The sequence below is a fragment of the Spongiibacter sp. C9W genome, assembly GCF_057370015.1.
On record NZ_CM170672.1, the window covers coordinates 857,781 to 881,255 of the forward strand.

23 protein-coding genes are annotated in these 23,475 nt (G+C 53.9%); 2 read left to right on the forward strand and 21 right to left on the reverse strand.

The annotated features are described in order from the left end of the window. Positions 1 to 5: 5 nt before the first annotated feature. From lysS to ffh, 12 genes are all read right to left on the reverse strand, one after another. Positions 6 to 1,520 carry a lysine--tRNA ligase gene (gene lysS / locus AC2Q8J_RS04060; protein WP_486452161.1) on the reverse strand — a complete coding sequence of 505 codons (1,515 nt, stop codon included), beginning with the start codon at positions 1,518 to 1,520 and terminating at the stop codon, positions 6 to 8. Positions 1,521 to 1,583: 63 nt separating this feature from the next. After that, a protein-coding gene (gene prfB / locus AC2Q8J_RS04065; protein ID WP_154653813.1) for a peptide chain release factor 2 occupies positions 1,584 to 2,682 on the reverse strand; the annotation gives its coding sequence in 2 pieces (ribosomal slippage) (positions 1,584 to 2,606 and positions 2,608 to 2,682; 1,098 coding nt in all). A 72-nt stretch (positions 2,683 to 2,754) separates the two neighbouring features. Next, a complete protein-coding gene (gene recJ, locus AC2Q8J_RS04070; protein WP_486452162.1) occupies positions 2,755 to 4,494 on the reverse strand; it encodes a single-stranded-DNA-specific exonuclease RecJ in 1,740 nt (579 codons plus the stop codon). 2 nt (positions 4,495 to 4,496) lie between these two features. After that, positions 4,497 to 5,894, reverse strand: coding sequence for a threonine synthase (thrC, locus tag AC2Q8J_RS04075; protein ID WP_204995696.1), 1,398 nt, complete (start codon positions 5,892 to 5,894; stop codon positions 4,497 to 4,499). Between the two features lie 60 nt (positions 5,895 to 5,954). Next, complete coding sequence (locus tag AC2Q8J_RS04080; protein ID WP_204995697.1) at positions 5,955 to 7,262, reverse strand: homoserine dehydrogenase; 1,308 nt, start codon at positions 7,260 to 7,262, stop codon at positions 5,955 to 5,957. Between the two features lie 151 nt (positions 7,263 to 7,413). Further along, on the reverse strand, positions 7,414 to 8,115 hold the full coding sequence (locus AC2Q8J_RS04085) for a thioredoxin fold domain-containing protein (protein WP_204995698.1): 702 nt from the start codon (positions 8,113 to 8,115) through the stop codon (positions 7,414 to 7,416). 150 nt (positions 8,116 to 8,265) lie between these two features. Beyond that, complete coding sequence (xerD, locus tag AC2Q8J_RS04090; protein WP_486452163.1) at positions 8,266 to 9,174, reverse strand: site-specific tyrosine recombinase XerD; 909 nt, start codon at positions 9,172 to 9,174, stop codon at positions 8,266 to 8,268. 111 nt (positions 9,175 to 9,285) lie between these two features. After that, positions 9,286 to 9,648, reverse strand: coding sequence for a 50S ribosomal protein L19 (rplS, locus tag AC2Q8J_RS04095; RefSeq protein ID WP_027872763.1), 363 nt, complete (start codon positions 9,646 to 9,648; stop codon positions 9,286 to 9,288). Between the two features lie 47 nt (positions 9,649 to 9,695). Beyond that, positions 9,696 to 10,436: a tRNA (guanosine(37)-N1)-methyltransferase TrmD gene (gene trmD, locus AC2Q8J_RS04100; RefSeq protein ID WP_204995700.1), complete on the reverse strand. Its 741-nt coding sequence runs from the start codon at positions 10,434 to 10,436 to the stop codon at positions 9,696 to 9,698. 33 nt (positions 10,437 to 10,469) lie between these two features. Continuing rightward, positions 10,470 to 10,994 (reverse strand): ribosome maturation factor RimM, encoded by a 525-nt coding sequence (gene rimM / locus AC2Q8J_RS04105; protein ID WP_204995701.1) that lies wholly within the window; start codon positions 10,992 to 10,994, stop codon positions 10,470 to 10,472. A 5-nt stretch (positions 10,995 to 10,999) separates the two neighbouring features. Continuing rightward, the gene (gene rpsP / locus AC2Q8J_RS04110; protein WP_027872766.1) at positions 11,000 to 11,248 is read right to left on the reverse strand and encodes a 30S ribosomal protein S16; all 249 of its coding nucleotides are present in this window, start codon (positions 11,246 to 11,248) and stop codon (positions 11,000 to 11,002) included. Positions 11,249 to 11,483: 235 nt separating this feature from the next. Continuing rightward, complete coding sequence (gene ffh / locus AC2Q8J_RS04115) at positions 11,484 to 12,860, reverse strand: signal recognition particle protein (RefSeq protein WP_486452164.1); 1,377 nt, start codon at positions 12,858 to 12,860, stop codon at positions 11,484 to 11,486. Between the two features lie 182 nt (positions 12,861 to 13,042). Between ffh and AC2Q8J_RS04120 the strand changes: the two genes are divergently transcribed. Both AC2Q8J_RS04120 and AC2Q8J_RS04125 read left to right on the forward strand, forming a co-directional pair. Further along, the gene (locus tag AC2Q8J_RS04120) at positions 13,043 to 13,840 is read left to right on the forward strand and encodes a cytochrome C assembly family protein (RefSeq protein WP_486452165.1); all 798 of its coding nucleotides are present in this window, start codon (positions 13,043 to 13,045) and stop codon (positions 13,838 to 13,840) included. Positions 13,841 to 13,921: 81 nt separating this feature from the next. Continuing rightward, the gene (locus AC2Q8J_RS04125; protein ID WP_204995704.1) at positions 13,922 to 15,196 is read left to right on the forward strand and encodes an HlyC/CorC family transporter; all 1,275 of its coding nucleotides are present in this window, start codon (positions 13,922 to 13,924) and stop codon (positions 15,194 to 15,196) included. Positions 15,197 to 15,205: 9 nt separating this feature from the next. Here AC2Q8J_RS04125 and AC2Q8J_RS04130 read toward each other — a convergent pair whose 3' ends face one another. The 9 genes from AC2Q8J_RS04130 to AC2Q8J_RS04170 form a co-directional block, all read right to left on the reverse strand. Next, positions 15,206 to 15,397 carry a DUF1289 domain-containing protein gene (locus AC2Q8J_RS04130; RefSeq protein ID WP_204995705.1) on the reverse strand — a complete coding sequence of 64 codons (192 nt, stop codon included), beginning with the start codon at positions 15,395 to 15,397 and terminating at the stop codon, positions 15,206 to 15,208. Beyond that, a complete protein-coding gene (locus AC2Q8J_RS04135; protein ID WP_486452166.1) occupies positions 15,387 to 15,956 on the reverse strand; it encodes a gamma carbonic anhydrase family protein in 570 nt (189 codons plus the stop codon). Before AC2Q8J_RS04135 ends, AC2Q8J_RS04130 begins: the two co-directional genes overlap by 11 nt. An 18-nt stretch (positions 15,957 to 15,974) precedes the next feature. After that, positions 15,975 to 16,289 carry a YqfO family protein gene (locus tag AC2Q8J_RS04140; RefSeq protein WP_372877087.1) on the reverse strand — a complete coding sequence of 105 codons (315 nt, stop codon included), beginning with the start codon at positions 16,287 to 16,289 and terminating at the stop codon, positions 15,975 to 15,977. Then, entirely contained in the window at positions 16,282 to 17,391 is a 1,110-nt protein-coding gene (tgt, locus tag AC2Q8J_RS04145; protein WP_027872772.1) for a tRNA guanosine(34) transglycosylase Tgt, read from the reverse strand. Before tgt ends, AC2Q8J_RS04140 begins: the two co-directional genes overlap by 8 nt. Before the next feature lie 46 nt (positions 17,392 to 17,437). Further along, positions 17,438 to 18,499 carry a tRNA preQ1(34) S-adenosylmethionine ribosyltransferase-isomerase QueA gene (gene queA, locus AC2Q8J_RS04150; RefSeq protein WP_486452167.1) on the reverse strand — a complete coding sequence of 354 codons (1,062 nt, stop codon included), beginning with the start codon at positions 18,497 to 18,499 and terminating at the stop codon, positions 17,438 to 17,440. Between the two features lie 855 nt (positions 18,500 to 19,354). Then, positions 19,355 to 19,696 carry a hypothetical protein gene (locus tag AC2Q8J_RS04155; protein WP_486452168.1) on the reverse strand — a complete coding sequence of 114 codons (342 nt, stop codon included), beginning with the start codon at positions 19,694 to 19,696 and terminating at the stop codon, positions 19,355 to 19,357. A 141-nt stretch (positions 19,697 to 19,837) separates the two neighbouring features. Beyond that, positions 19,838 to 20,985, reverse strand: a protein-coding gene (locus AC2Q8J_RS04160) for an IS3 family transposase (protein WP_486452169.1) whose coding sequence is annotated in 2 segments (ribosomal slippage) — positions 19,838 to 20,751 and positions 20,751 to 20,985 — 1,149 coding nt in all. Because the reading frame shifts where the segments join, the coding sequence is not laid out codon by codon here. Positions 20,986 to 21,173: 188 nt separating this feature from the next. Continuing rightward, positions 21,174 to 22,249, reverse strand: a protein-coding gene (locus AC2Q8J_RS04165) for an IS3 family transposase (protein ID WP_286838887.1) whose coding sequence is annotated in 2 segments (ribosomal slippage) — positions 21,174 to 22,000 and positions 22,000 to 22,249 — 1,077 coding nt in all. Because the reading frame shifts where the segments join, the coding sequence is not laid out codon by codon here. 320 nt (positions 22,250 to 22,569) lie between these two features. Continuing rightward, positions 22,570 to 23,034 (reverse strand): hypothetical protein, encoded by a 465-nt coding sequence (locus AC2Q8J_RS04170; protein WP_486452170.1) that lies wholly within the window; start codon positions 23,032 to 23,034, stop codon positions 22,570 to 22,572. Positions 23,035 to 23,475 lie beyond the last annotated feature (441 nt).

A 23,475-nucleotide genomic window follows, 5' to 3' on the forward strand; every position in this document is an offset into this window, starting at 1 on the left:
AAGGCTTAGCCTTGTGATTCCGGACGCATGTGGGGGAACAATAAAACGTCGCGAATTGACGGCGAATCGGTAAACAGCATCACCAGTCGGTCGATGCCTATTCCCTCACCAGCGGTCGGTGGTAGGCCGTATTCCAAGGCGGCAATATAGTCAGCATCGTAGTGCATTGCTTCATCGTCGCCGGCATCTTTTTCGGCCACTTGCGCCATGAATCGCTCAGCTTGATCTTCGGCGTCATTCAACTCGGAGAAGCCATTGGCGAGCTCGCGACCACCCACGAAAAACTCGAACCGGTCAGTCACAAAGGGGTTGTCGTCGCTGCGACGGGCCAGCGGCGATACCTCGGTGGGGTATTCGGTGATAAACGTGGGTTGATCCAGCTTGTGTTCAACCGTTTCTTCAAAGATCTCAATTTGGATCTTGCCCAGCCCCCAGGAGTCCTTAACCTCGATGCCAAGGCCTTTGGCAATGGCTTTGGCTTGCTCCATATCGGCTAACTGCTCAGCGCTGATGGACGGGTTGTATTGCAGCACGGCGTCAAAGACCGACAGTCGGGTAAACGGCTTGCCAAAGTCGTAGTCACTGCCCTGATAGTGCAAACACGTGGTGCCCAATACTTCCTGAGCTACGTGGCGCAACATTGCCTCAGTCAGGTCCATCAAGTCTTTGTAGTCAGCATAGGCCTGATAAAACTCGATCATGGTGAATTCGGGGTTGTGGCGCGTCGACAAACCCTCATTGCGGAAATTACGGTTGATTTCAAACACCCGCTCGAATCCGCCAACCACCAAGCGCTTGAGATAAAGCTCGGGCGCAATGCGCAGGTACATATCGAGGTCGAGCGCATTGTGATGCGTCACAAACGGCCGCGCAGTGGCACCACCGGGAATCACCTGCATCATCGGGGTTTCAACTTCGACAAAGTCTTTCTGCTGCAAAAAATTACGGATGGAGCTGATCATCTTAGAGCGAATCGCGAAGGTGCGACGCGACTGCTCGTTCATAATCAGGTCGACATAGCGCTGCCGATAGCGCATTTCCTGGTCTTGAAGGCCGTGGAATTTGTCGGGCAGTGGACGCAACGACTTGGTTAGCAATCCGCCCTCTTCCATATACACATACAAATCGCCCTTACCAGATTTGTGCACCGGCCCCTTGGCAAAAATAATGTCGCCGATATCCCAGCTTTTAATCTCTTCAGTCAGCGCTTCAGGCAGTTTTTTCTTATCGATATAAGTCTGGATTCGGCCAGACATATCTTGCAGCACCATAAACGGGCCACGCTTGGCCATAATACGACCGGCAATCGCGGCATGTCTGTCCAGCGCTTCAAGCGTCGCCTTGTCGTGCTCACCCAGCTCTTCTTGCAGTTGCTGGGCGTAGGCATCGCGTCGGAAGTCGTTAGGAAAGGCATTGCGCTTTTCGCGAATCGCCGCCAACTTGGCGCGGCGCTCAGCAATCAGGCGATTTTCTTCCTGCCCGGCTTCCTGGGCTTGCGTGTCGTTCTGCTGTTCAGACATCTGTGTTTCCTTTGGTCGGGCCCGCAATCGGGCCGCGTCATCTCATTGGCTAGGGTGCCGGCCTTATAAGCCAGATTTCAGGCTCGCTTCGATAAACAGGTCAAGGTCGCCATCGAGCACATTGTTGCAATTGCTGGTTTGTACATTGGTGCGCAGGTCTTTAATACGCTGGTCGTCGAGCACGTAGGAGCGTATCTGGCTGCCCCAGCCAATATCTGACTTGCTGTCTTCCAATGCCTGGGCCTCGCTATTGCGTTTTTGCAGCTCCATTTCATAGAGCTTGGCCTTCAACATTTTCCAAGCGTTGTCGCGGTTTTGATGCTGGGAGCGCTCGCTCTGACACTGCACAACGGTATTGGTGGGCTCGTGCGTTAGGCGAACCGCAGAGTCGGTCTTGTTAACGTGCTGACCACCTGCACCACTGGCGCGGTAGGTATCCGTGCGCACATCCGAAGGATCGATATCAATTTCGATATTGTCGTCGATCTCCGGCGACACAAACACCGAACAAAACGATGTGTGGCGGCGGTTGCCCGAATCAAAGGGCGACTTGCGAACCAGGCGGTGAACGCCGGTCTCGGTGCGCAGCCAACCGAAGGCATATTCGCCCTGAATATGGATGGTTGCACTTTTGATCCCCGCCACTTCGCCGTCAGAGACCTCAACCAGTTCTGCCTTGAAGCCTTTGTCTTCGCACCAGCGCAAATACATGCGCAGCACCATATTGGCCCAGTCTTGGGCTTCGGTGCCGCCGGAACCTGACTGAATATCCAAATAACAGTTGTTGGGGTCCATTTCACCGGAGAACATACGGCGGAATTCCAGTTTGGCTAGCACCCCTTCGAGGCGTTCTATATCGCCCTGCACGGCTTCAATGGTGTCTTCATCGTTCTCCTCTGCCGCCATATCGAGCAGTTCAGAAGCGTCGCCAATACCGGCGTCTAACTCATCGATAGCGCCCACCACACCTTCCAGGTTGGCGCGCTCGCGGCCAAGCTCCTGGGCGCGGGCAGGGTCGTCCCACACGGCGGAATCACCGAGCTCCAGCTCGACCTCAGTTAGGCGCTCTTTCTTGTTAGCGTAGTCAAAGATACCCCCTAAGCGTATCGGTACGCTCAGTCATATCCTTAAGGGCATTGCGCAGGGGATTAATTTCTAGCATGGATAGTATCCGGACCACGTGAAAAGGCGGGCATTTTACCCGATGCGTCGCGCGGCGGAAAGCTGGCTGGCATTATGCGCCAGCGCAGGGGCGCAGATGCTCAACCAGTAATTGCAGTGACAGGCGATCACGCCAGAGATTGCTATCTAGCTTGTACACCACTTCCACCTCCGTCACCGCTGGGTCTGGCCACTGGTTGAGGTCGACATTAAACGCAATGGCGTCAATGATCGCCTGCTTGTCATGGCGAGGTGCGAGCGTCATTTTTAAATGCCGCTCGCCGACAAGGCGCTGCTGAACCAGGGTAAATACACCGTGAAACAATGGCTCGGGAAAGCCCTGCCCCCACGGCCCAGCGCTGCGCAGCAGCTCTGCATTTTCGAGTTTAAGTTCTGTCGGGCTCAGCTCGCCGTCGCTGTGAACCACCGCCTCGAGCTGATCGTCACTAAGCTGCTCACGAACGGCGTCAACAAAGGCATCGCTAAAGGCGTCGAAGTCTTTTTCCGCCAGGCTCAACCCCGCCGCCATGGCGTGGCCACCAAACTTACTTAACATCTGCGGGTGACGTTTTGCGACTCTGTCCAAAGTATCGCGCATATGCAGGCCGGGAATAGAACGGGCCGAGCCTTTGATTTCACCGTTATCAGCCTCGGCAAAGGCGATTACCGGACGGTGAAACTGCTCTTTGATCCGCGAGGCCAATATCCCCACAACGCCCTGGTGCCAAGTTGGATCATACAAACACAATCCCGCCGGAACCTTACTAGCGTCTAGCTGCAAATGCGCCAATGCGCGCATGGCGTCGTCTTTCATGCTCTGTTCTATGCTGCGACGCTCTCGATTGAGATCATCCAGCTCGGCCGCCAAGTTCAGGGCTTGCGTCGCATCGTCGGCCAGCAGGCAGCGAATGCCCACCGTCATATCATCCAGCCGGCCCGCCGCATTCAAACGCGGCCCAACGGTAAAACCGAGGTCACTGGCGACCAAGCGCGCAGGCTCCCGCCCGGCAACTCGGAGCAAAGCACTAATTCCCGGACGGCAGCGCCCGGCGCGAATTCGCCGCAAGCCCTGCTCCACTAACACCCGGTTTGCCTGACTCAACGGCACCACATCAGCGACCGTGCCCAGCGCCACGAGGTCGAGCAGCTCAGCAAGATTGGGCCCCTTGCCATCGCGAAAGATACCGCGCTCTCGTAGCGCCGCCCGCAATGACAGCAACACGTAAAACATCACACCGACGCCAGCCAAAGATTTATCTGGGAAGTCACAGCCGGGTTGATTGGGGTTCACAATCGCCAGTGCGTCTGGCAGCTGGTCGCCGGGAAGGTGGTGGTCGGTCACGATAACGGGAATACCGGCCTGCGCCGCCGCGGCAACACCGTCGATGCTGGAGATGCCATTGTCGACGGTAATAATGATATCCGGGCGGCGCTCGGCCGCGACAGCAACAATTTCTGGGCTCAGGCCATAGCCGTATTCAAAGCGATTGGGGACCAAAAAATCGACGTCGGCGGCGCCCAACATTCGCAAGCCGAGCAACGCCAAGGTTGTACTGGTGGCGCCGTCGCAGTCGAAGTCGCCAACCACTAACAAGCGCTTACCCTCACTGATTGCCTCAACCAGCGCTGAGACAGCCGCGTCCATGCCCTTCATAGTGGGTGCAGGCAAGGCATCCAAACCGAGCTTTGCCTGCTCGTCGGACACGATGCCGCGCGCGGCATACAGCCGAGACAAAAGGGGCGGTAATGATGGCAGCGCCACCGTCGCATCTGCGACGGCGACTCTTTCAACGATACGCGGGAAGCGACTCACGTTTAGGCGCGGATATTCTTTGCCATAAAGCTGTGAACGCTCGACATGTCGTTGTCGATCACTTCGTAACGCTCATCAAGGTCGAAAAGGTCCGCCATATGATGCGGCAGCGCTGGCGCACTGGGATAACCGGCTTTCATTACCGCTTCAGGGAATTTCGCTGGATGCGCAGTAGCGAGCGTCACCATTGGTACGCTGCGGTCGCGCCAGCAATCGCGCGCGGCTTTAACACCAATTGCCGAATGCGGATCGAGCAGGTACTCGCTGTCGTCGTAGACGCTGGCGATGGTGGCCACGGTTTCTTCATCGCTGGCACTGGCACTGGCGAACAGTTCGCGCACGCGCTCAAACGCGGCGGCGGGAAGAGATACCGTCTCGGTATTCATTCGTTGCATCAGGTCGGCGATGGCCGCACCGTCGCGATCAAAGCAGTCGAACAGCATCCGTTCGAAGTTGCTGGATACGACAATATCCATACTCGGTGACAATGTGTGCTGCAAATCGTGCTTTTCAAACTGATTGCCGCTGATCACCCGGTGCAGAATGTCGTTTTGATTCGTTGCCACCACCAATTGGTCGATGGGCAGTCCCATCTGCTTGGCGAGGTAGCCGGCATAGATGTCGCCAAAATTACCCGTCGGCACAGAGAAACTGATTTTGCGATCTGGCGCGCCCAATGCAAAAGCGGCGTAGAAGTAGTAGACGATCTGCGCCATGATGCGCGCCCAGTTAATGGAGTTCACCGCTACCAGCTGGCGCCCCTCAGGCAAAAAGCTCTGATCCGCAAAACTCGCTTTCACCATGGCCTGGCAGTGATCAAAGTGTCCTTTCAGGGCGATGTTGTGAATATTGTCGCCCTGCACCGTTGTCATCTGGCGGCGCTGCACCTCCGATACGCGTTGGTAGGGATGCAAAATGAAAATGTCGACATTTTCACAGCGTTTTACACCCTGAATCGCCGCCGAACCGGTATCACCTGACGTGGCGCCCATTACAACGACTTTTTGCTGGCGCTTCTCCAGCACATAATCCAGCAGGCGTCCCAACATCTGCAATGCAAAGTCTTTAAAAGCCAGGGTGGGCCCCTGAAACAGTTCCAACACCCATTCGTTTTGACCCAGCTGCACCAGTGGCGCTACGGCCGGGTGCCTGAAGTCCGAATAGCTATCGTCGATAATCGCTTTGAGATCGGCATCGGGAATGCTGCCCGCAACAAAGGGCTGAACAATTTCAAAGGCCAGCTCGGTGTAGCTTAACGACGACCACGCCGCTATTTGCTCGCGGCTATAGGTAGGCAGGGACTCCGGCACGTAAAGGCCGCCATCCGGCGCCAAGCCGGTAAGCAGTACGTCTTCAAAATTGAGGGCGGGCGCCTGGCCACGGGTGCTGATGTATTTCACGTTACTAACTCTTCATGGAATGTGGGGGCTGCGCCCGAAGGCGCAGTGTAGCGGCGATACTTAGCCTGCCAGTGACTCAACGCGAATACGCGTTACTTCACCAACAATACCTTCCAGTCCTTCAATACGGCTGACTGCGGCAAACAACTTGCTCTCGACGGTGCGGTTGGTAAGGATAATCACCGGAACTAAATTCGCGTCCTCGGCTGGCTGCTTTTGAATCAGCGCTTCAATGCTAATGCCGTCGTCGCTGAGAATCTGCGCCACTTTGGACAGTACGCCGGGCTTATCGAGGGCCGACATGCGCAAGTAGTAGGCGGTTTCCACATCGTCTATCGGCAGCACAGGATGATCGCTCAATGACGTGCGCTGGAATGACAGGAAAGGCACCCGGTGGTGTGGTTCGGCGCTGAGTGTACGCGCGACATCCACAACATCGGCGACAACCGCTGATGCCGTGGGTTCGCTACCGGCACCCGCACCGTAATACAAGGTTGGACCAACGGCATCCGATTGCACCAGTACGGCGTTCATTACACCGTTGACGTTCGCGATCAGGCGCTTTTCTGGAATCAGTGTGGGATGAACGCGCAATTCAATGCCTTTTTCGGTATCGCGGGCAATACCCAAATGCTTGATGCGATAACCCAGCTCTTCGGCGTAGACCACATCTTCCTGTGCGATCCGGCTAATTCCCTCGGTATATACCTTGTCAAATTGCAGCGGGATACCAAAGGCCAGAGACGCCAAAATCACCAACTTGTGCGCGGCATCTATGCCCTCAACGTCGAAAGTCGGGTCTGCCTCGGCGTAGCCCAGGGCCTGAGCCTCGGCCAGTACGTCGTTGAAGTCGCGCCCTTTGTCGCGCATTTCAGTGAGAATAAAGTTTCCAGTGCCGTTGATAATGCCCGCGAGCCACTGCACTTTATTCCCTGCCAAGCCTTCACGCAGTGCTTTGATAATGGGAATACCGCCGGCAACCGCGGCCTCAAAGGCAACCGTAACGCCCTGTTGGGCAGCCGCTTCAAAAATTTCGTTCCCGTGCTCGGCAATCAAGGCCTTGTTGGCGGTCACCACGTGTTTGCCATTGGCAATGGCTTTCAATACCAATTCCTTGGCAACAGTGGTCCCGCCAATCAACTCAACCAAAATATCGACATTGGGGTTTTCTGCAACGGCAAAAATGTCGCGGTTAATGGCCACATCACCCGTATCACAATTGGGGTTGTCGCGACGCGCACCAATTTCAGTTACCACAATATCGGCACCGACACGGGCAGCAATCTCCGCTGCGTTGCGCGTTAATACTGCGTAAGTACCGCTGCCAACGGTACCCAGACCACATATACCTACTCTGACCGGACTCACCGCCACTCCTTTTAAAACTCAATTATTAGCGCGCCGCACATAAGCGCGGCGCTACGAACTTCCCATTTTATGTCAGGATGGGGGCCTAGCGCCATGCTGAAGCGCCAGAGATACGACCAGAGCCCCTCTATTCCTACTTATTGACGATTTCTCAGCGCAGCGCTTGGGGAATCAGCTGATCAGCCGGGCGGTAGCCGGGAATCAGGGCGCCGTCCTCGGTGACGATCGCCGGCGTCCCAGTCACGCCAAGCTGCTGACCCAATTCATACTGGCCAATGATCGGCGTTTGGCACTGCTTATTCGCAATGGGACGGCGGGCCTTGAGCGCATCCATCGCCGCGACGCGGTCATCGGCGCACCAGGCGGATACCATTTTGTTGAATGTTGGCGTGCCAACACCCTGGCGGGGGTAGGCAAGATAGCGCACCTCGATACCACTGGCATTCAGGGCGGGCACCTCTTTATGCAGCTTTTGGCAGAAGCCACAATCCACATCGGTAAATACATACAGCGCGCCTTTTGTTTCCCCTTCCGGGCTAAATATAATCATATCTTCCCGCGGCACTTTGGAGAGCAAGGCCTTGCGCTGGGGCTGCAAGCGGCGCTCGGCGATATCCTCAATGCCATTCGCCGTCAGCTCATACATTTTACCCGCAACAATATATTTGCCGTCGGCGCTCGCATAGACCGTCGGCCCATTGGTCATTTCAACGCGATACACCCCGGGCATCTCGCTACTTTCTACGCCGCTGACCTGCAAATCAGGGCGAGAACTCTTAAACGCACTGCGAATCGCTTGCTCAGCCGCCTTATCAATAAAGGTCGCGGTCTTGGCAGGCTCGGCGTAGGCCACCCCAAAAAAAGTTGAAGCAGCTATTACTGACGCGAATAGAGCGCGCGAAATCAATACTCGGGGGCTATACATAGTCAACGAAAAATCTCCGTACGGAAGGTGTGAAGGCGGTCATCATATACCATTGAGAACCGAGAGAAAGCGCCAAGTTCAACCGCGCGGGTGATGCGCGCGATGCAAAGCCTGCATTCGCTCTCTGGCAACATGGGTGTATATCTGCGTGGTGCTCAAGTCACTGTGACCGAGCAGCAGCTGAACAACCCGCAGGTCAGCACCATGATTCACCAGATGTGTGGCAAACGCGTGACGCAGCGTATGCGGTGAAATACTTGCGCGAATGCCGGCGCGCTGCGCGTAGAGCTTCACGCGGTGCCAAAACGTTTGTCGGGTCATCACCTGACCCCGGCGACTGGGGAACACCACGTCCGACTCGCCATCCGCCAACAACTGTGGCCGTCCGCCACGCAAATACGCTTGTAAGCAGTGCAGAGCCTCTTCCCCCATTGGCACCAAGCGCTCCTTGTTGCCCTTGCCGGTGACTCGCACCACGCCCTGCTCCAGCCCCAACTGCGAAAACCGCAAGCTCACCAGCTCGCTGACTCGCAGGCCGGCAGCATACAGTAGCTCCAGCATTGCCCGGTCACGCTGTTCGATCGCAATTTCGTCGTCGGGCTGCGCAAGCAAGGCCTCAACATCCGCTTCACTCAAGGATTTAGGTAGCGGCCTCCCCAACTTGGGCGCTTCGATATTGGCAAGCGGATCTTCCTGAAGGCGCCCCTCCCGCAGTTGATAACGGTAAAACCCCCGCAGGCAAGAAAGCAAACGTGCGGTACTACGGGCAGATTTGCCCTTGCCGCGCTGCTCGGCCAAATAATCCAGCGCATCGGCGCGACCACATAGCAGCACGCCACTGCCCCGCTGAGCGAGCCAATAGGACCATTGGTATAGGTCGCGGCGGTAAGACTGCAAACTGTTATCGCTAAGCCCTTTCTCTAGCCACAGCGCGTCAATGTAGCGGTCTATGGTTGGCTGATCCTGATCACTGGCCTGCTGCGCCATGAACTCCTCCTCGGTCGTCAGCAAGATTCTATCTCGCCGATGGACGGCGCCACCAGCCAGACAAAAAAAAAGGCAGCCAGTGGCTGCCTTTTCGGAGATGCGAAAACCGTATTACGACTTGGTTGCCAGCTTCTCTTTGATACGAGCTGAACGACCGCTGCGCTCACGCAAGTAGTACAGTTTAGCTTGGCGAACATCACCGCGACGCTTAACCTGAATGCTGTCGATCAGCGTGCTGTAAGTTTGGAAAGTACGCTCAACGCCAACACCGTGAGAAATCTTGCGAACGGTGAAAGAAGAGTTTAACGCGCGGTTTTTCTTGGCGATAACAACACCTTCAAAGGCCTGCAGACGCTCGCGGTTACCTTCTTTAACCTTTACCTGAACGACAACGGTGTCACCGGGGCTGAATTCCGGCAGCTCTTTGGCGGTCTGCTCCGCTTCCAGCTCGGCGATAATTTTGTTGGTGCTCATGGCATGCTCCTGAAATAAAAGTTGGTAGCTTCACAGCTAGCTGTCAATTAGTCGTTACGCTCGCGAAGGTACTCCGCCAGCAGTGTGTTTTCCTCGTCGCTCAGCTCTCTCGATTCGAGCAAGTCCGGGCGCCGTACAAACGTTCGACCCAGCGCCTGCTTTAAGCGCCAGCGTCGTATGGCTCCGTGATTGCCGCTAAGCAACACCTCTGGAACCACATCTTCCCCATACACCTCGGGTCGGGTGTAATGTGGGCAATCTAACAACCCCTCTGCGAAGGAGTCCTGTTCCGCCGACTGCTGATGGCCCAACACGCCCGGCAGCAAACGACTCAAGCCGTCTATCATCACCATCGCAGCTAGCTCGCCACCGCTGATGACATAGTCACCAATAGACCACTCTTCGTCGATCTCACGTTCAATCAAGCGTTCATCAACGCCTTCATAACGCCCGGCTAATAGAATCAACGCATTTTCTTGCGCCAGCTCCTGCAAGCCGCTTTGATCTAACTTTCTACCCTGCGGCGACAGATACACCGTCTTCGCCGGCTTGGCTACCGTTTCGCGCGCTGCCTGCAACGCCTTGCTTAACGGTTCTGGCATCATCACCATACCTGGGCCGCCACCGTAGGGGCGATCATCAACCGTTTGATGGCGATCTTCAGTAAACGACCGCGGGTTGATGCAGCTAAGGTTTAACACCCCTTTTTGTACTGCTCGTCCGGTGACACCATAATCGCTGATCGCGCCGAACATCTCTGGGAACAGGGTTACCACTGCGATATCCATTCTGCCCCCATCACGCGCCACGTTCACTGCGCGTTAGAACTCCGGGTCCCAATCGACAGTAATCGTGCCGCTTTGCAGGTCTATATCCTGCACAAAATCACCCGGCAAGTAAGGGATCAACCGTTCTCGATCGTCGAGGCTTCCCTCACACCGTCGCACCACCATTACATCATTGGCGCCGGTTTCGATCATATGATCCACCACACCCAACAGTTGCTCCGAAGCGATAACCTTCAAACCCACTAATTGGTGCCAGTAAAACTCATTTTCAGCCAGGCTTGGCAACTGTTCTGCCAAAATCCCCAGCTCAAGCCCGCAATACTCGCGAGCCAACTCGCGATCGTCGACACCCTTAATATGGGCTACGATGCCCTTACCATGACGCCGACATTCGTCGAGTTCGATCTCCTGCCACCGGCCTTTTTTGCGCAGCTGGTAGTCAGAGAAATCCAGAAAATTCTCAAGCGGGTCGGTAAAGGAATGTATCTTTACCCACCCTTTTACCCCGTATACCGTCGAGATTTTCGCTATGACGACTGGTGAAGACGAGGTAGACACCCAGCTTACTCGGCTGCAGGTGCTTCTTTGATCAGCTTAGCAACGCGGTCAGACAGCTGAGCGCCTTGAGCAACCCAGTGCTCAACGCGAGCGGTGTCTACACGCAAACGCTCTTCGTTACCACGGGCAACAGGGTTAAAGAACCCAACGCGCTCAATGAAACGACCGTCACGTGAAGTGCGGCTGTCAGTGACTGTCAGGTGGTAGAAGGGGCGCTTTTTAGAGCCGCCACGTGCCAAACGAATAGTGACCATTCTTGTATCAGTTCCTAGCTTTTGGGCAGCGGCGTTGACCGCTACTGCGAATTTTTGATCCTGTTAACGACCCGGAGCCGTAAAGGCGCGGAATTATAAGGGAAAGTGTATGCATTTGAAACAGCTGATACACTTTTTTCCCTCTGCGGTGATGATCACCCCACCACCCTGCCAGGCCGTCACCGTAAAATGCGGGCAAGCGCTTGATTATAGTGCGGTTCTCGGCAGCTCCGGACTACATTCCGGGGAAGCGGCCACCGCCACCGGGGGGCATCATTCCACCCATACCGCGCATCATATTGGTCATGCCGCCCTTCTGACCCATTTTTTTCATCATCTTGGCCATTTGCTTGTGCTGTTTAAGCAGGCGGTTCAGATCCTGGATCTGGGTACCGGAACCCGCCACGATGCGCTTCTTGCGCGACCCATTGAGAAGATCCGGATTGCGGCGCTCGGCTGGCGTCATTGAATTGATGATGGCTTCCATGCGCGTAAACATTTTGGTATCGATCTGGCTTTGCGCCATCTGCGCCATATTGCCCATCCCAGGCAATTTATCGAGCATGCCGGTGAGGCCACCCATGTTTTGCATTTGCTGCAGCTGGTCGCGAAGATCCTCAAGATCAAATTTCTTCCCTTTTTTGATCTTCTTCGCCAATTTTTCGGCTTTCTGCTTATCGAGCTTGGCTTCCGCCTCGTCGATCAGGGAGAGAATATCCCCCATTCCCAGAATTCGTGATGCCACACGATCCGGATGGAAGGGATCCAGAGCGTCGGTTTTCTCACCCACCCCCAAGAACTTGATGGGCTTGCCGGTAATATGTCGCACCGAAAGCGCCGCACCACCCCGGCTATCCGCATCGGCCTTGGTGAGAATAACCCCGGTAAGCGGCAGCGCTTCGCCGAAGGCCTTGGCGGTATTGGCCGCATCCTGACCGGTCATGGCGTCAACCACGAACAGCGTCTCTGTGGGCGTGATCGCCGCGTGCAACTCTTGAATCTCTGTCATCATGTCGGTGTCGACATGCAAACGGCCCGCCGTATCCACGATTACCACATCGTAGAAGCGCAGCTTTGCTTCGGCGAGCGCTGCCTTGCCGATATCCACGGCTTTTTGCTCAGTGCTGCTCGGAAAGAAATCGACACCGACATCGCCAGCCAGGGTCTCAAGCTGCTTGATGGCCGCAGGCCGGTAGATATCGGCACTCACGACCAGTACTTTCTTCTTTTCTTTTTCCTTTAAGTATTTTGCCAGCTTGCCAACCGAGGTGGTTTTACCTGCACCCTGCAGGCCCGCCATCAGGATGACTGCCGGCGGCTGGGTAGAAAAATCCAAGCCTTCGTTCTTGTCACCCATGATGTGTTCCAGCTCTTGCTGGACGATTTTCACGAACATTTGCCCCGGGCTCAGGCTCTTGCTTACCTCCTGACCCACCGCGCGTTGTCGCACCGCCTCAACAAAGTCCTTCACCACGGGCAGCGCGACATCGGCCTCAAGCAATGCCATGCGCACATCGCGCATCGCATCTTTTATATTGTCGTCGCTAAGGCGAGCCTGGCCGGTAACATGGCGCAGGGTTTGCGATAAACGTTCGGTGAGATTTTCAAACATGCCATCAACTCTCTGAAGTCGGAAATGCGCTTGTACTGTAAGCCGTATCGACAGGCTGCAGTGAACACGCTTACAATCAGCCCACGCATAGAACGCAGCGGGCCGACAGAAAGACGCGGAAGTATAACCGAGTCACTGCCCAGACCCAAAACGCAGACAGGGAATCCGGCAAAGCCGAGTACATGAACATTGCAAGCAGCCTGATAGCAGTCCTTCTATACTTCTTTGCCACTGGCGCGCAGGCGAGGCGCCTTCGCCTTGGCAACGGCCAACAACTCAGCCGCGGCGCACTGTGCTTCGGCGCGATAGCCATTACAGCCCATTTTGTGGCAGCGGTAAGCGCCATTGCCACCCCCATGGGCGCAGACCTGGGGCTGTCGCAGCTGTTTTCGCTCCTCACCGGCCTGATTTGTGCGATCACCCTTGGAGCCAGTCTTCGCCGACCCATACACAACCTGCTGCTGGCGCTGTTCCCCCTGGCCATTCTCGCCATTGCTCTGGAGTTACTTCTACCGGGTCAGCAAGTTGGCGAAAAGCACTCTGCAGGCATGTACAGCCACATTATTTTATCAATATTGGCGTACAGCATGCTCACCATCGCCGCCGTTCAGGCACTGGTACTGGCCAGCCAGGACCGTATGCTGCGCCAGCACCAGCTTCGCGGCTTGCCCAGCTTTATGCCGCCACTGCAAACCATGGAGAGCATGTTGTTTGAGCTGGTTGCCGCGAGCTTCCTGCTGCTAACGGCGGCCATTGGCACCGGCGTGGTATTCGTCGATGACCTGTTAGGCCAGAACCTTGCACATAAAACGCTGTTTTCCATCATGGCATGGCTGCTGCTCGGCGTGCTTATTGGTGGGCGGCTCGCCCTCGGCTGGCGCGGCCGCACAGCGATTCGCTGGACACTGTGGGCCTTCGCCTTCCTGCTGCTGGGTTATCTTGGCACCAAAATCGCCCTGAGCTTGATTGCCAGCCCCTAACTTATGAGCCTGGCGGCTTGTGCTGCAGGCGGTTTTTCTTCAAGATTGGCACTGATTTTTTTCTCGGGAGTTTAGGGCTTTTTGAACGAGGCACCGCTGGGTCTTTTATTTGGAATATTGGCCGCGCTGATCTTCTTTTCTGGTTTCTTCTCCGGTTCTGAAACTGGAATGATGTCCCTGAACCGCTACCGCCTGCGCCACAAAGTGAAAACTGGCCACCGCGGTGCCCGGCGCGCTGCACGCTTGTTGGAAAAACCCGACAGTCTGATCAGCACGATATTGATCGGCAACAATCTCATCAACAATCTTGCCGCTGCGCTCGCCACCGTACTCGCGATTCGTCTCTATGGCGACAACGCCGTTGTTCCCGCGTCTATTTTGCTGACCCTGGTCTTCCTGATTTTTGCCGAGATCATCCCCAAGACCATTGCCGCGTATAAATCTGAAATGGTGGCCTATACCGTCAGCCATATCTTGCTACCGCTGCGCAGCCTGCTGTTCCCGGTAATCTGGCTGGTTAGCCATATCACCCATATGGTGCTGCGCATGACGGGCGTTGAGAAGAATGACGGCAGCGAACACATCGGCATGGAGGAGTTGCGGACCATCGTCGGCGATGCCGGCCACCTGATCCCCAAACATCACCGCGGCATGCTCCTGAATATTTTGGACCTAGAGCTCATCACCGTGGACGACATTATGATCCCGCGCAATGAGGTCTACGGCATTGATATTGAAGCCGACACGACGGCCATCATTGAGAAGCTGCGCGACGCCGAGTTTACCCGCATTCCGGTGTATCAAAACGACATTGATAATGTTGTCGGCATTCTCCATCAGCGGGACATCATTAACAGCGTTGATGAGCACGGCAAAGTACAGCGCGACCGCCTGCTACGCGCCCTCCGCGCGCCCTACTTCATTCCGGAAGGCACGCCCCTGCACACCCAGCTATTTAACTTTCAAAAACAAAAGCGGCGCATGGGCATTGTTGTCGATGAGTACGGCGTGATGCAGGGTATTGTCACGCTAGAGGATTTGCTTGAAGAGATTGTCGGCGAGTTCACGTCCAACCTCAGCACTGACACCGACGACATCACCCACCAAAGCGATGGCACATTTGTGATCGACGGCACCACCACCGTGCGGGATATTAATAAAACCCTCAAGTGGGAACTGCCCACCGACGGACCGAAAACACTGAACGGCCTGCTATTGGAAACGCTCGAGAGCTTCCCAGAGGCAATGGTAGGGGTTACGGTTGAGGGCTACTGCTTTGAAATTATGGAAATGAAGGGCAACCTGATTCAGCTGGTAAGAGCCTACCCGAAAGGTCGCAACCGTCGGCGCGCATAGCGCCGACAATTAGCCGTAGCGTTCCTTACAGCGCGCATTGGCCATACGGATAATCTCTCGGCGCTGCGCATCATTTACCGACGACCACTCGCGAATTTCGTCCACCGTTCGGTAACAGCCCAGACAGACATCTTGCTCATCCAGTGCGCACACCGAGACACAGGGCGACTTGACTGGGGTTTCTAATGGCTCAGAACTCATCGTTAAATTCCTCGCCATCACACTTTGCCGACGCCAGGCTCTGGGGCCGCAAGTCGCTGAGAAAACGCTGACCATTCTCCACATAATGCTGAGCCGAGAGCGCCAGGGTTGCCTGCTCCATGTCGCTCAGTGCGCGCTTAACCTTCGCCGGCATTCCCATCACGAGCGAACCGTCGGGTATTTCCATACCCTCTGTCACCAGCGCATTGGCACCAATTAGGCAGTTTTTTCCGACTTTGGCGCCGTTGAGAACCACTGCATTCATGCCGATTAAACTGCCATCGCCAATCGTGCAGCCGTGTAACATGACCTTGTGGCCAACCGTCACATCCTTGCCAATACTCATCGGAAAACCGTGGTCGGTGTGCAGAATACTGCCATCTTGAATATTGCTGCCAGCACCAATGCGAATCTGTTCGGTGTCTCCGCGGATCACCACATTGAACCAAATGCTTACATTTTGGCTCAGCACAACGTCGCCAATCAGCGATGCATTGTCCGCCACAAAGTGACCATCACCGAGCATTTTGACTCGACGGTCACCCAGTTCATACAACATAGCTACTCTCTCGGCCCTCTACAGGCCATCCACTGTTTCGGTGACATCAAAGGCCGGCTCTTCGTATGGGTGGGCACGTCGCAAGGCGTGAACCACATTCTTAAGCGCCGAGGCCTCGCACACCATTTCTACGCGATATTCGGGTACTACCTCTAATTTCCCCGACTCGCCGATATACGGCTGGGCAGCGCTACCAGGCTTGAATTGACCATAACCCAACGTCTGCCAACAGCAGTGTTCATACTCGCCCTGGCGCCCCGCACCGGCAGCGAAAACCGCGTCTTTCACCGCCTCCAAATGCGAGACGGGGACAAAAAACACCAGCTTATACATCCGCCCTACCATCCTGACTTGCGTAAAATTCCTCGGCAAACTCGGCCAAGCGACCTTGCTCTATTGCCTGGCGAATTGCTGCCATATGGTTTTGATAGTACCGCAGGTTATGAATGGTGTTGAGCTGGGCGCCCAATATTTCCCGGCATTTATCCAAATGATGCAGGTAGGCTCGGGAAAAATTTTGGCAGGTATAGCAGTCACAATTCGCATCGAGCGGCTGGTCGCTGTGGCGATGAACCGCGTTGCGAATCTTAATGACTCCCGTTGAAGTGAACAGGTGGCCATTGCGGGCATTGCGGGTTGGCATCACACAGTCAAACATGTCGACACCGCGCATCACGGCTTCAAGAATGTCGGAGGGCTTACCAACGCCCATCAGGTAGCGGGGCTGCTGCTCTGGTAGATGATCCGCAAGACCATCCAGGACTTTGAGCATTTCCTCTTTGGGCTCGCCAACCGACAGCCCGCCGATGGCATAGCCATCAAAGCCAATGTCCTGAAGACCCGCCAGGGATTCGCGGCGCAACTCGGGGTACATGCCACCCTGGATGATCCCAAATAAGGCGGCATCATTGCCTTCGTGGGCGCTTTTACTGCGCTCTGCCCAGCGCAATGACAGCTCCATAGAGCTGCGCGCTTCCGCCTCTGTTGCAGGGTACGGCGTGCACTCATCGAAGATCATAACGATATCGGAGCCCAACTCGCGCTGCACTTCCATTGAGCGCTCCGGGTCCATGTACACCTTGCTGCCATCGACCGGCGACTGAAAAGACACGCCCTCTTCACTAATTTTGCGCAGCTTGCCCAAACTCCATACCTGAAAGCCCCCCGAGTCAGTCAGTATCGGCCCTTCCCAGCCAATAAAGTCATGCAGATCACCGTGAGCTTTAACCACCTCTGTACCGGGGCGCAGCATTAAGTGAAAGGTATTGCCCAGTATGATTTCCGCACCGATCTCGTGGATATCCCGCGGCAGCATTCCCTTTACCGTGCCGTAGGTACCTACCGGCATAAAGGCAGGCGTTTGCACCTTGCCGCGCGGAAAGCTTAATTCGCCGCGTCGCGCCAAGCCATCTTGGGCACTGCGACTGAACTGCATTCGGCAATCATCACGACTGCTGCCAGTATCAGAGGGAGAAGAGGCATCAGTCATTTATGGACTCCTGCTGCAAAGTGGGGAAAACCAGCATGGCATCACCATAACTGAAAAAACGATAGCGTTCGGCCACCGCTTCGCGGTAGGCCGCCATTACCGGCGCCTGACCAGCTAGGGCGCTGACCAGCATAATGAGCGTGGACTCCGGGAGGTGGAAGTTGGTAAACAAGGCATCCACGCTCTTAAACTGATAGCCAGGGTAGATAAAAATTCGACTATCACCGGAAAATGCCGCAATTTCACCACTCTGGGAAGCGCTCTCTAAGCTGCGCACACTGGTGGTACCCACGGCGACCACACGCCCGCCGCGGGCGCGAGTTGCCCTGACCTGCTGAGCAACGGCAGCCGACACCTCAATATACTCGGCGTGCATCTCGTGATCGCGAATGTCATCTGCGCGCACCGGCTGAAAGGTTCCCGCCCCGACATGCAGCGTCACAAAGGCTTGTTCAACGCCCTTTGCCTTACATGCCGCGAGAAAGTCCTCGGTAAAATGCAGACCCGCCGTCGGCGCGGCTACCGCACCATCGCGTTTAGCGTACACCGTTTGGTAGCGCTGCTGATCCTCGGCGTCGTCCGCACGGTCGATATAAGGCGGCAACGGCATGTGGCCATAGGTATTGAGTTGCTCTAACAACGGCGCATCAAAGCGCAACTCAAATAAGGCACCTTGGCGGCCAAGCACCTCAACCGCATCACTGCCAACTGGCGCCTCCGCATCCTCAGCCAGGAACAAGCGGCTGCCCGCCTTCGGCGATTTGCTCGCCCGTATATGGGCCAGGGCATGGTGTTCATCGATCAGGCGCTCGATCAATATCTCAATGCGCCCACCTGATTCCTTTGCGCCAAATAGCCGCGCGGGAATCACTCTGGTGTCGTTAAATACCAGCAAATCCCCCTCGCGCAGATAGTCGAGTAAATCAGGAAACTGCCGGTGCTCGAGCCTGCCGTCACCCTGTAACACCAACAGGCGACTCCCATCGCGCTGCTGGGCAGGATAACGCGCAATCAGTTCATCAGGCAGATCAAAATAAAAGTCGCGGCGCTGCATACTCTCGATCACTAAAAATAAAGGCCGCAAGATTAACGGAAATCGCTTTCGGACTCCATTCATCGACATTTAGCGCGAAAACCGCAATTTTTTTAGTCGATGGATTGACCGATTAAACAAGGCTGCTATAATCCCGCCTCCTCAATGCCAGAGTGATGAAATTGGTAGACATGAGGGATTCAAAAGCGGTAGCATGTGCTTTTAAATTCACGCAACCTACTGATTTTAAAGGATTTAAAAAATTTGGACGGCTATTTCACCTTGTCATAGGTTGTCATAGTCTGACATAGCTTCACGATTTCTAACCAAAAGCGTGAAGCAGGTTGAGATACTCAGTACCTTGACCAAGCACATGATTTTCATCGGCGCATTCTGCGCTCGAAAACAGGTTATGTGCCGGAGTGGTGAAATTGGTAGACACGTCGGATAAGCGAGAGCCAGTGTCTTAAAAAAATGAGTCCGCCCCACCAGTAATGATGGGTGAAAAATTGGGTGAATTGCTGGAAAGCTACCTCTCCTCGGAGACACGCTAATCAGCAGCCAAGCCGTCAGAGACGGAAGGTTCAGAGACTACCTGAGCAGTTGCGAGATTGCTTAATAACAGGAAGTAGCCAAGCTTAGTCACTTGGTGAAACAGCGCCCAACCCCTGCCAAGGGTGATGATATAGTCCGGCTACTGCGAAAGCAGATAGATAAACGTCAAAATCCGATGCCCTTAAAAGCGTGCCGGTTCGAGTCCGGCCTCCGGTACCACTACAAAAAAGCCCAGCTCATTGAGCTGGGCTTTTTACTTTCTATTTACATTTCTCAATTGCATCTTTGCAGATTGGACTGCCCCGGGTTTCATAGGCACTCCTAGTCTATTCCAAATAGATTACCCCGACTGCCTCTAGCTCTCAGAGTCTTTCTATCAATTAGAAAATATGCTCCCTCAGTACTAGGCAATTCTCTAAAACCCAAAAGACCTATTTTTTTTGAATAAAAAATCTCAAAATCACGATCCCTCGCTGCCCTTTTTTTCAGAGTATTTCCAACCATCACATATCGACTTTTCTTAACATATAATTGATAAACATTGTTCAGCTTTAACCCGCCAATAACGATGGAGTCGTGAAACTTATCAACAGTAACCACTGAATTGTTCCATTCTGCTACATAATCTACAGTCAAATTATTTGGAACTAATAACTCTGTCATGCCGAAAGAAAGGCAAACCAAAAAATCACCTGAGTAGCATGGATGCGCACCCTGTGAAACATCGCCAATGGTCAGGTAATAAGTTCCATCTACGCTTAACTCGATGTTGACCTTAGTCCCAACTGAATCGCCACCAATCTTCTAGGTACTCGCCAGCCTCTCGTGGTGCTGCTTCTCAAACTCTACAGGTGACAGCTGGTTATTAAAACCATGGCGACGCCTGCTGTTGTAAAACAGTTCTATGTAATCAAATATGTCACTGCGGGCTTCGTCCCGGGTGCTGTAAATTTTACGCTTGATTCGCTCGCGCTTTAGTAGCTGGAAAAAGCTTTCAGCCACCGCATTGTCGTGACAATTTCCCCGCCGGCTCATACTGCCTTCCAATCCATGAGCTTTAAGAAAGGCGCTCCAGTCGTGGCTGGTGTATTGGCTTCCTTGGTCAGAGTGCACCGTCACCATCGATTGGGGATTCCGACGCCAGACAGCCATGAGCAATGCATCAAGCACCAGCTCTTTGGTAATCCGTGATTGCATAGACCAGCCAATCACCCTCCGGGAGAACAAGTCGACAACTACCGCCAAGTACAGCCAACCTTCGTGCGTACGGATGTGGGTAATATCGGTGACCCAGCTCTGATCTGGTGATTCAGGACTAAATTGCCGCTGTAACCGGTTAGGAGTAACAATATGCACCGTGCCGCCAGGTGCTCTGGGTTTCCTATAACCAACCTGAGCCCGTAATCCTGCCTGCCTCATGAGCCGGCGGACGCGATTCGGCCCACATTGCTCCCCATGATCGCGCAGGTCGCTGTGTATCTTGCGATAACCGTACACACCGCCAGACTCAAGCCAGAATTGTTTGATCATCCCAGTCAGGCGCTCATCAGCTTTGCTGCGCTTGGACTTAGGCTGCTTTAACCAAGCGTAGTAGCCGCTTGGATGAACATCCATCAAGCCGCAGAGGGTGAGAACGGGCAGTCTGGAGGCCTGCTCACGAATAAAGGCGTACCTCACTCGGGGTGGCTGGCGAAGTACGCCGCGGCTTTTTTTAAGATGTCACGCTCCTCGGTGACACGCTGGAGCTCTTTCTTTAATCGCCGAATCTCTGCCTGCTCGTCAGTTTTGGCTTGGTAATCGTTCGCTTCAGGCCCGTACTTCTTGATCCAGGCATACAGACTATGCGTTGTGGTGCCAAGTCGGCTGGCAACCTCCGCGACACTGTGACCGCGATCGGTAACCTGTTTAACCGCTTCTATCTTGAATTCTTCTGGGTAACGCTTGTTGCTCATACATACCTCTCTTTAAGCCATTTTCTCTGGCCGGGAGGTATCTAGCAAACTGGGGGCGATTCAAACAGCACCACGATAGACACCGACCACGCCATTCGACGCGCTACAGCCTGAGACAAAGGAGGCAAGTAATAAAAGTGACCTTTCCCCAGAGTTAGTACCACAGCCCCGATGAGATTATCCAAAAGTTATGCCGCCTGTTTTGCAAATGCAACAGGTGGCAGATAATCCAGAGAACTGTGTGGTCGAACGTGGTTGTAGTGGTGCCGCCACTGGTCGATCTCGACTCTGGCTTCCTCCATTGACCGGAACCAATGACGGTTTAAACACTCGTTCCTGAACTTTCCATTCAAGCTTTCTACAAAAGCATTCTGCGTTGGTTTTCCTGGCTGTATGAAGCCAAGCTTTACTCCGGACTCCTGGCTCCAGAAAAACATGGCCTTACTGGTAAATTCGGTGCCGTTATCGCAGACAATCATATTCGGTTTACCGCGAGCCTCGATCAATTGGCTAAGAAAGCGAGCAACTTGCCGTCCACTAATTGACACGGAAACCAATTGCCCAACCATCTCGCGGGAATAATCATCAACGACATTGAGCACTCGGAAGCGTCGTCCATTAGTCAACTGGTCTGATACAAAGTCCATCGACCAGCGCTGATTGATGCCCAGAGGCGCCTCCATTGGCAGCCTTGGGCGCTGTAGCTTCTTCCGCTTCTTGGTGCGTACCTGAAGGCCTTCTTCGGTGTATATCCGGTACGTACGCTTCTTATTAACAACTAGCCCTTCAGCTTTGAGAAGGCCATGTAGAAGCAGATAGCCATAAGCAGACTGTTCAACCGCCAATTCCTTTAGCCGTGCTCTCAGAGCTCCATCGTTACTTGGTCTCGCCTGATAGCGATAGGCCGTCCTGCTGATGCCCGCTAATCGACAGGCTGCTCGTTCACTGATGCGATGTTCAAGGATCATGTGTTTGGCTACCTGCTTGCGACCGACGGGCTTCACCACTTTTTTGACAGCACATCCTTCATCGCTTCAACTTCAAGGAGCTTGTCGGCTAATAACTTCTTAAGCTTGTTGTTCTCGCTCTCCAGTTCACGTAGCCGCTTGGCCTCGTTAACTTCCATCCCGGCGAATTTGCTACGCCAGTTGTAGAACGTGCCAGTTGAAATCCCCAGGTTGCGACAGATGTCTTCAACCTTGGCTCCAGCCTCATGCTCTTTGATGGCCTTGATGATTTGTTCGTCGCTGTATCGCTTCTTCATACTGAGATCTCCATCCCGTTAGGTTAACTGGAAATCTCATCTTGGTCATGGTTCCAAAATCGGGGGAAAGGTCAAAAGTAAAAGAGTTTTCTTAGTAGCCATAGTATTCCCTGACCTTTTTTTCCGTCACGGCCAAATTCGAGAAGTCAGGATATTTCTACTTCGTCAGTCTTCATAAAATTTCGGCCACGTAACGCCCACGCCAGGGGCAGACAAAGTGGAGTGCGTTTTTGTGCAACAATGAGCGCAGCGATTGCACAAAAAGGTGCGGAGCTTTGGCTGTCCCGCCGCGCTTTTCAGCGGCATACTGCGCGTGCTTATTATGAGTTGGATTCAAGAAAGTCAACGACGTATTTCCTTTCACGTTCATGGATTGACTCTACTTTCTTATAATGAACTGTGGGGCTACATGAGGACACCATAGCTCCTCCTTCAACTTCCCAGCCATTATCTGCTGACTCTTTCGTGCCAATGTAAGCAAATACAACGTATTCAACGCCTGCCTTGAATGGGTAACCACAGGCGTTAATCGTAGGCCTTGTGAACACTGTCGTTTTATCCTGCTTCCCTTTGTAAGACTTGGTGACTTCCATTTTCACTTTATTTAAAGTATTTGGAAACCAATAACCTTTTTCCCAAACCCATTTACTACCAATACTTTTCACGACGCCACGAAATACAATCTCATATTCGTTGAAAGCGTCTTCAATATTATAACCTCGACAGTCACACGCAAAAGACCAACTAGATAGCGTCGCAAGAAGAAGTATTAATATAGTTTTCATTGCGTGTACTCTTAACATTGTAATAGCGAGCACGCTCGCTTTATCATTTCTTTGATTTTCATACTGTCATCAAAGCCCCTCTGCAGATGGCATTGCAGGTTAGCGGCCAACAGCTTACAAAAACAAAACGAGCGTGCGCGTTAACCAAGCAATTTCCTTTTGTACCTGTCTGGCTTGCATATCAGCACTCAACACTTTTTATAGCAGACTTCCGCAAGGAGTGGCCAATAACCGGACGGCTGAAGCATTCACTAAATGCTGATATGCGCAAATTACTAGGCCAATCAAGCCAGAAAATTTCCGTCTTAAGAGCAACGATTTGTCATAGAACAAGAATCATACAGAAAAATAATTTATTTTCTTTATTTATCAATATGTTACGAGACAGCAAATAGCTGTGACGGATTCAAAATCCCTTGCCTTCACGGGCGTGCCGGTTCG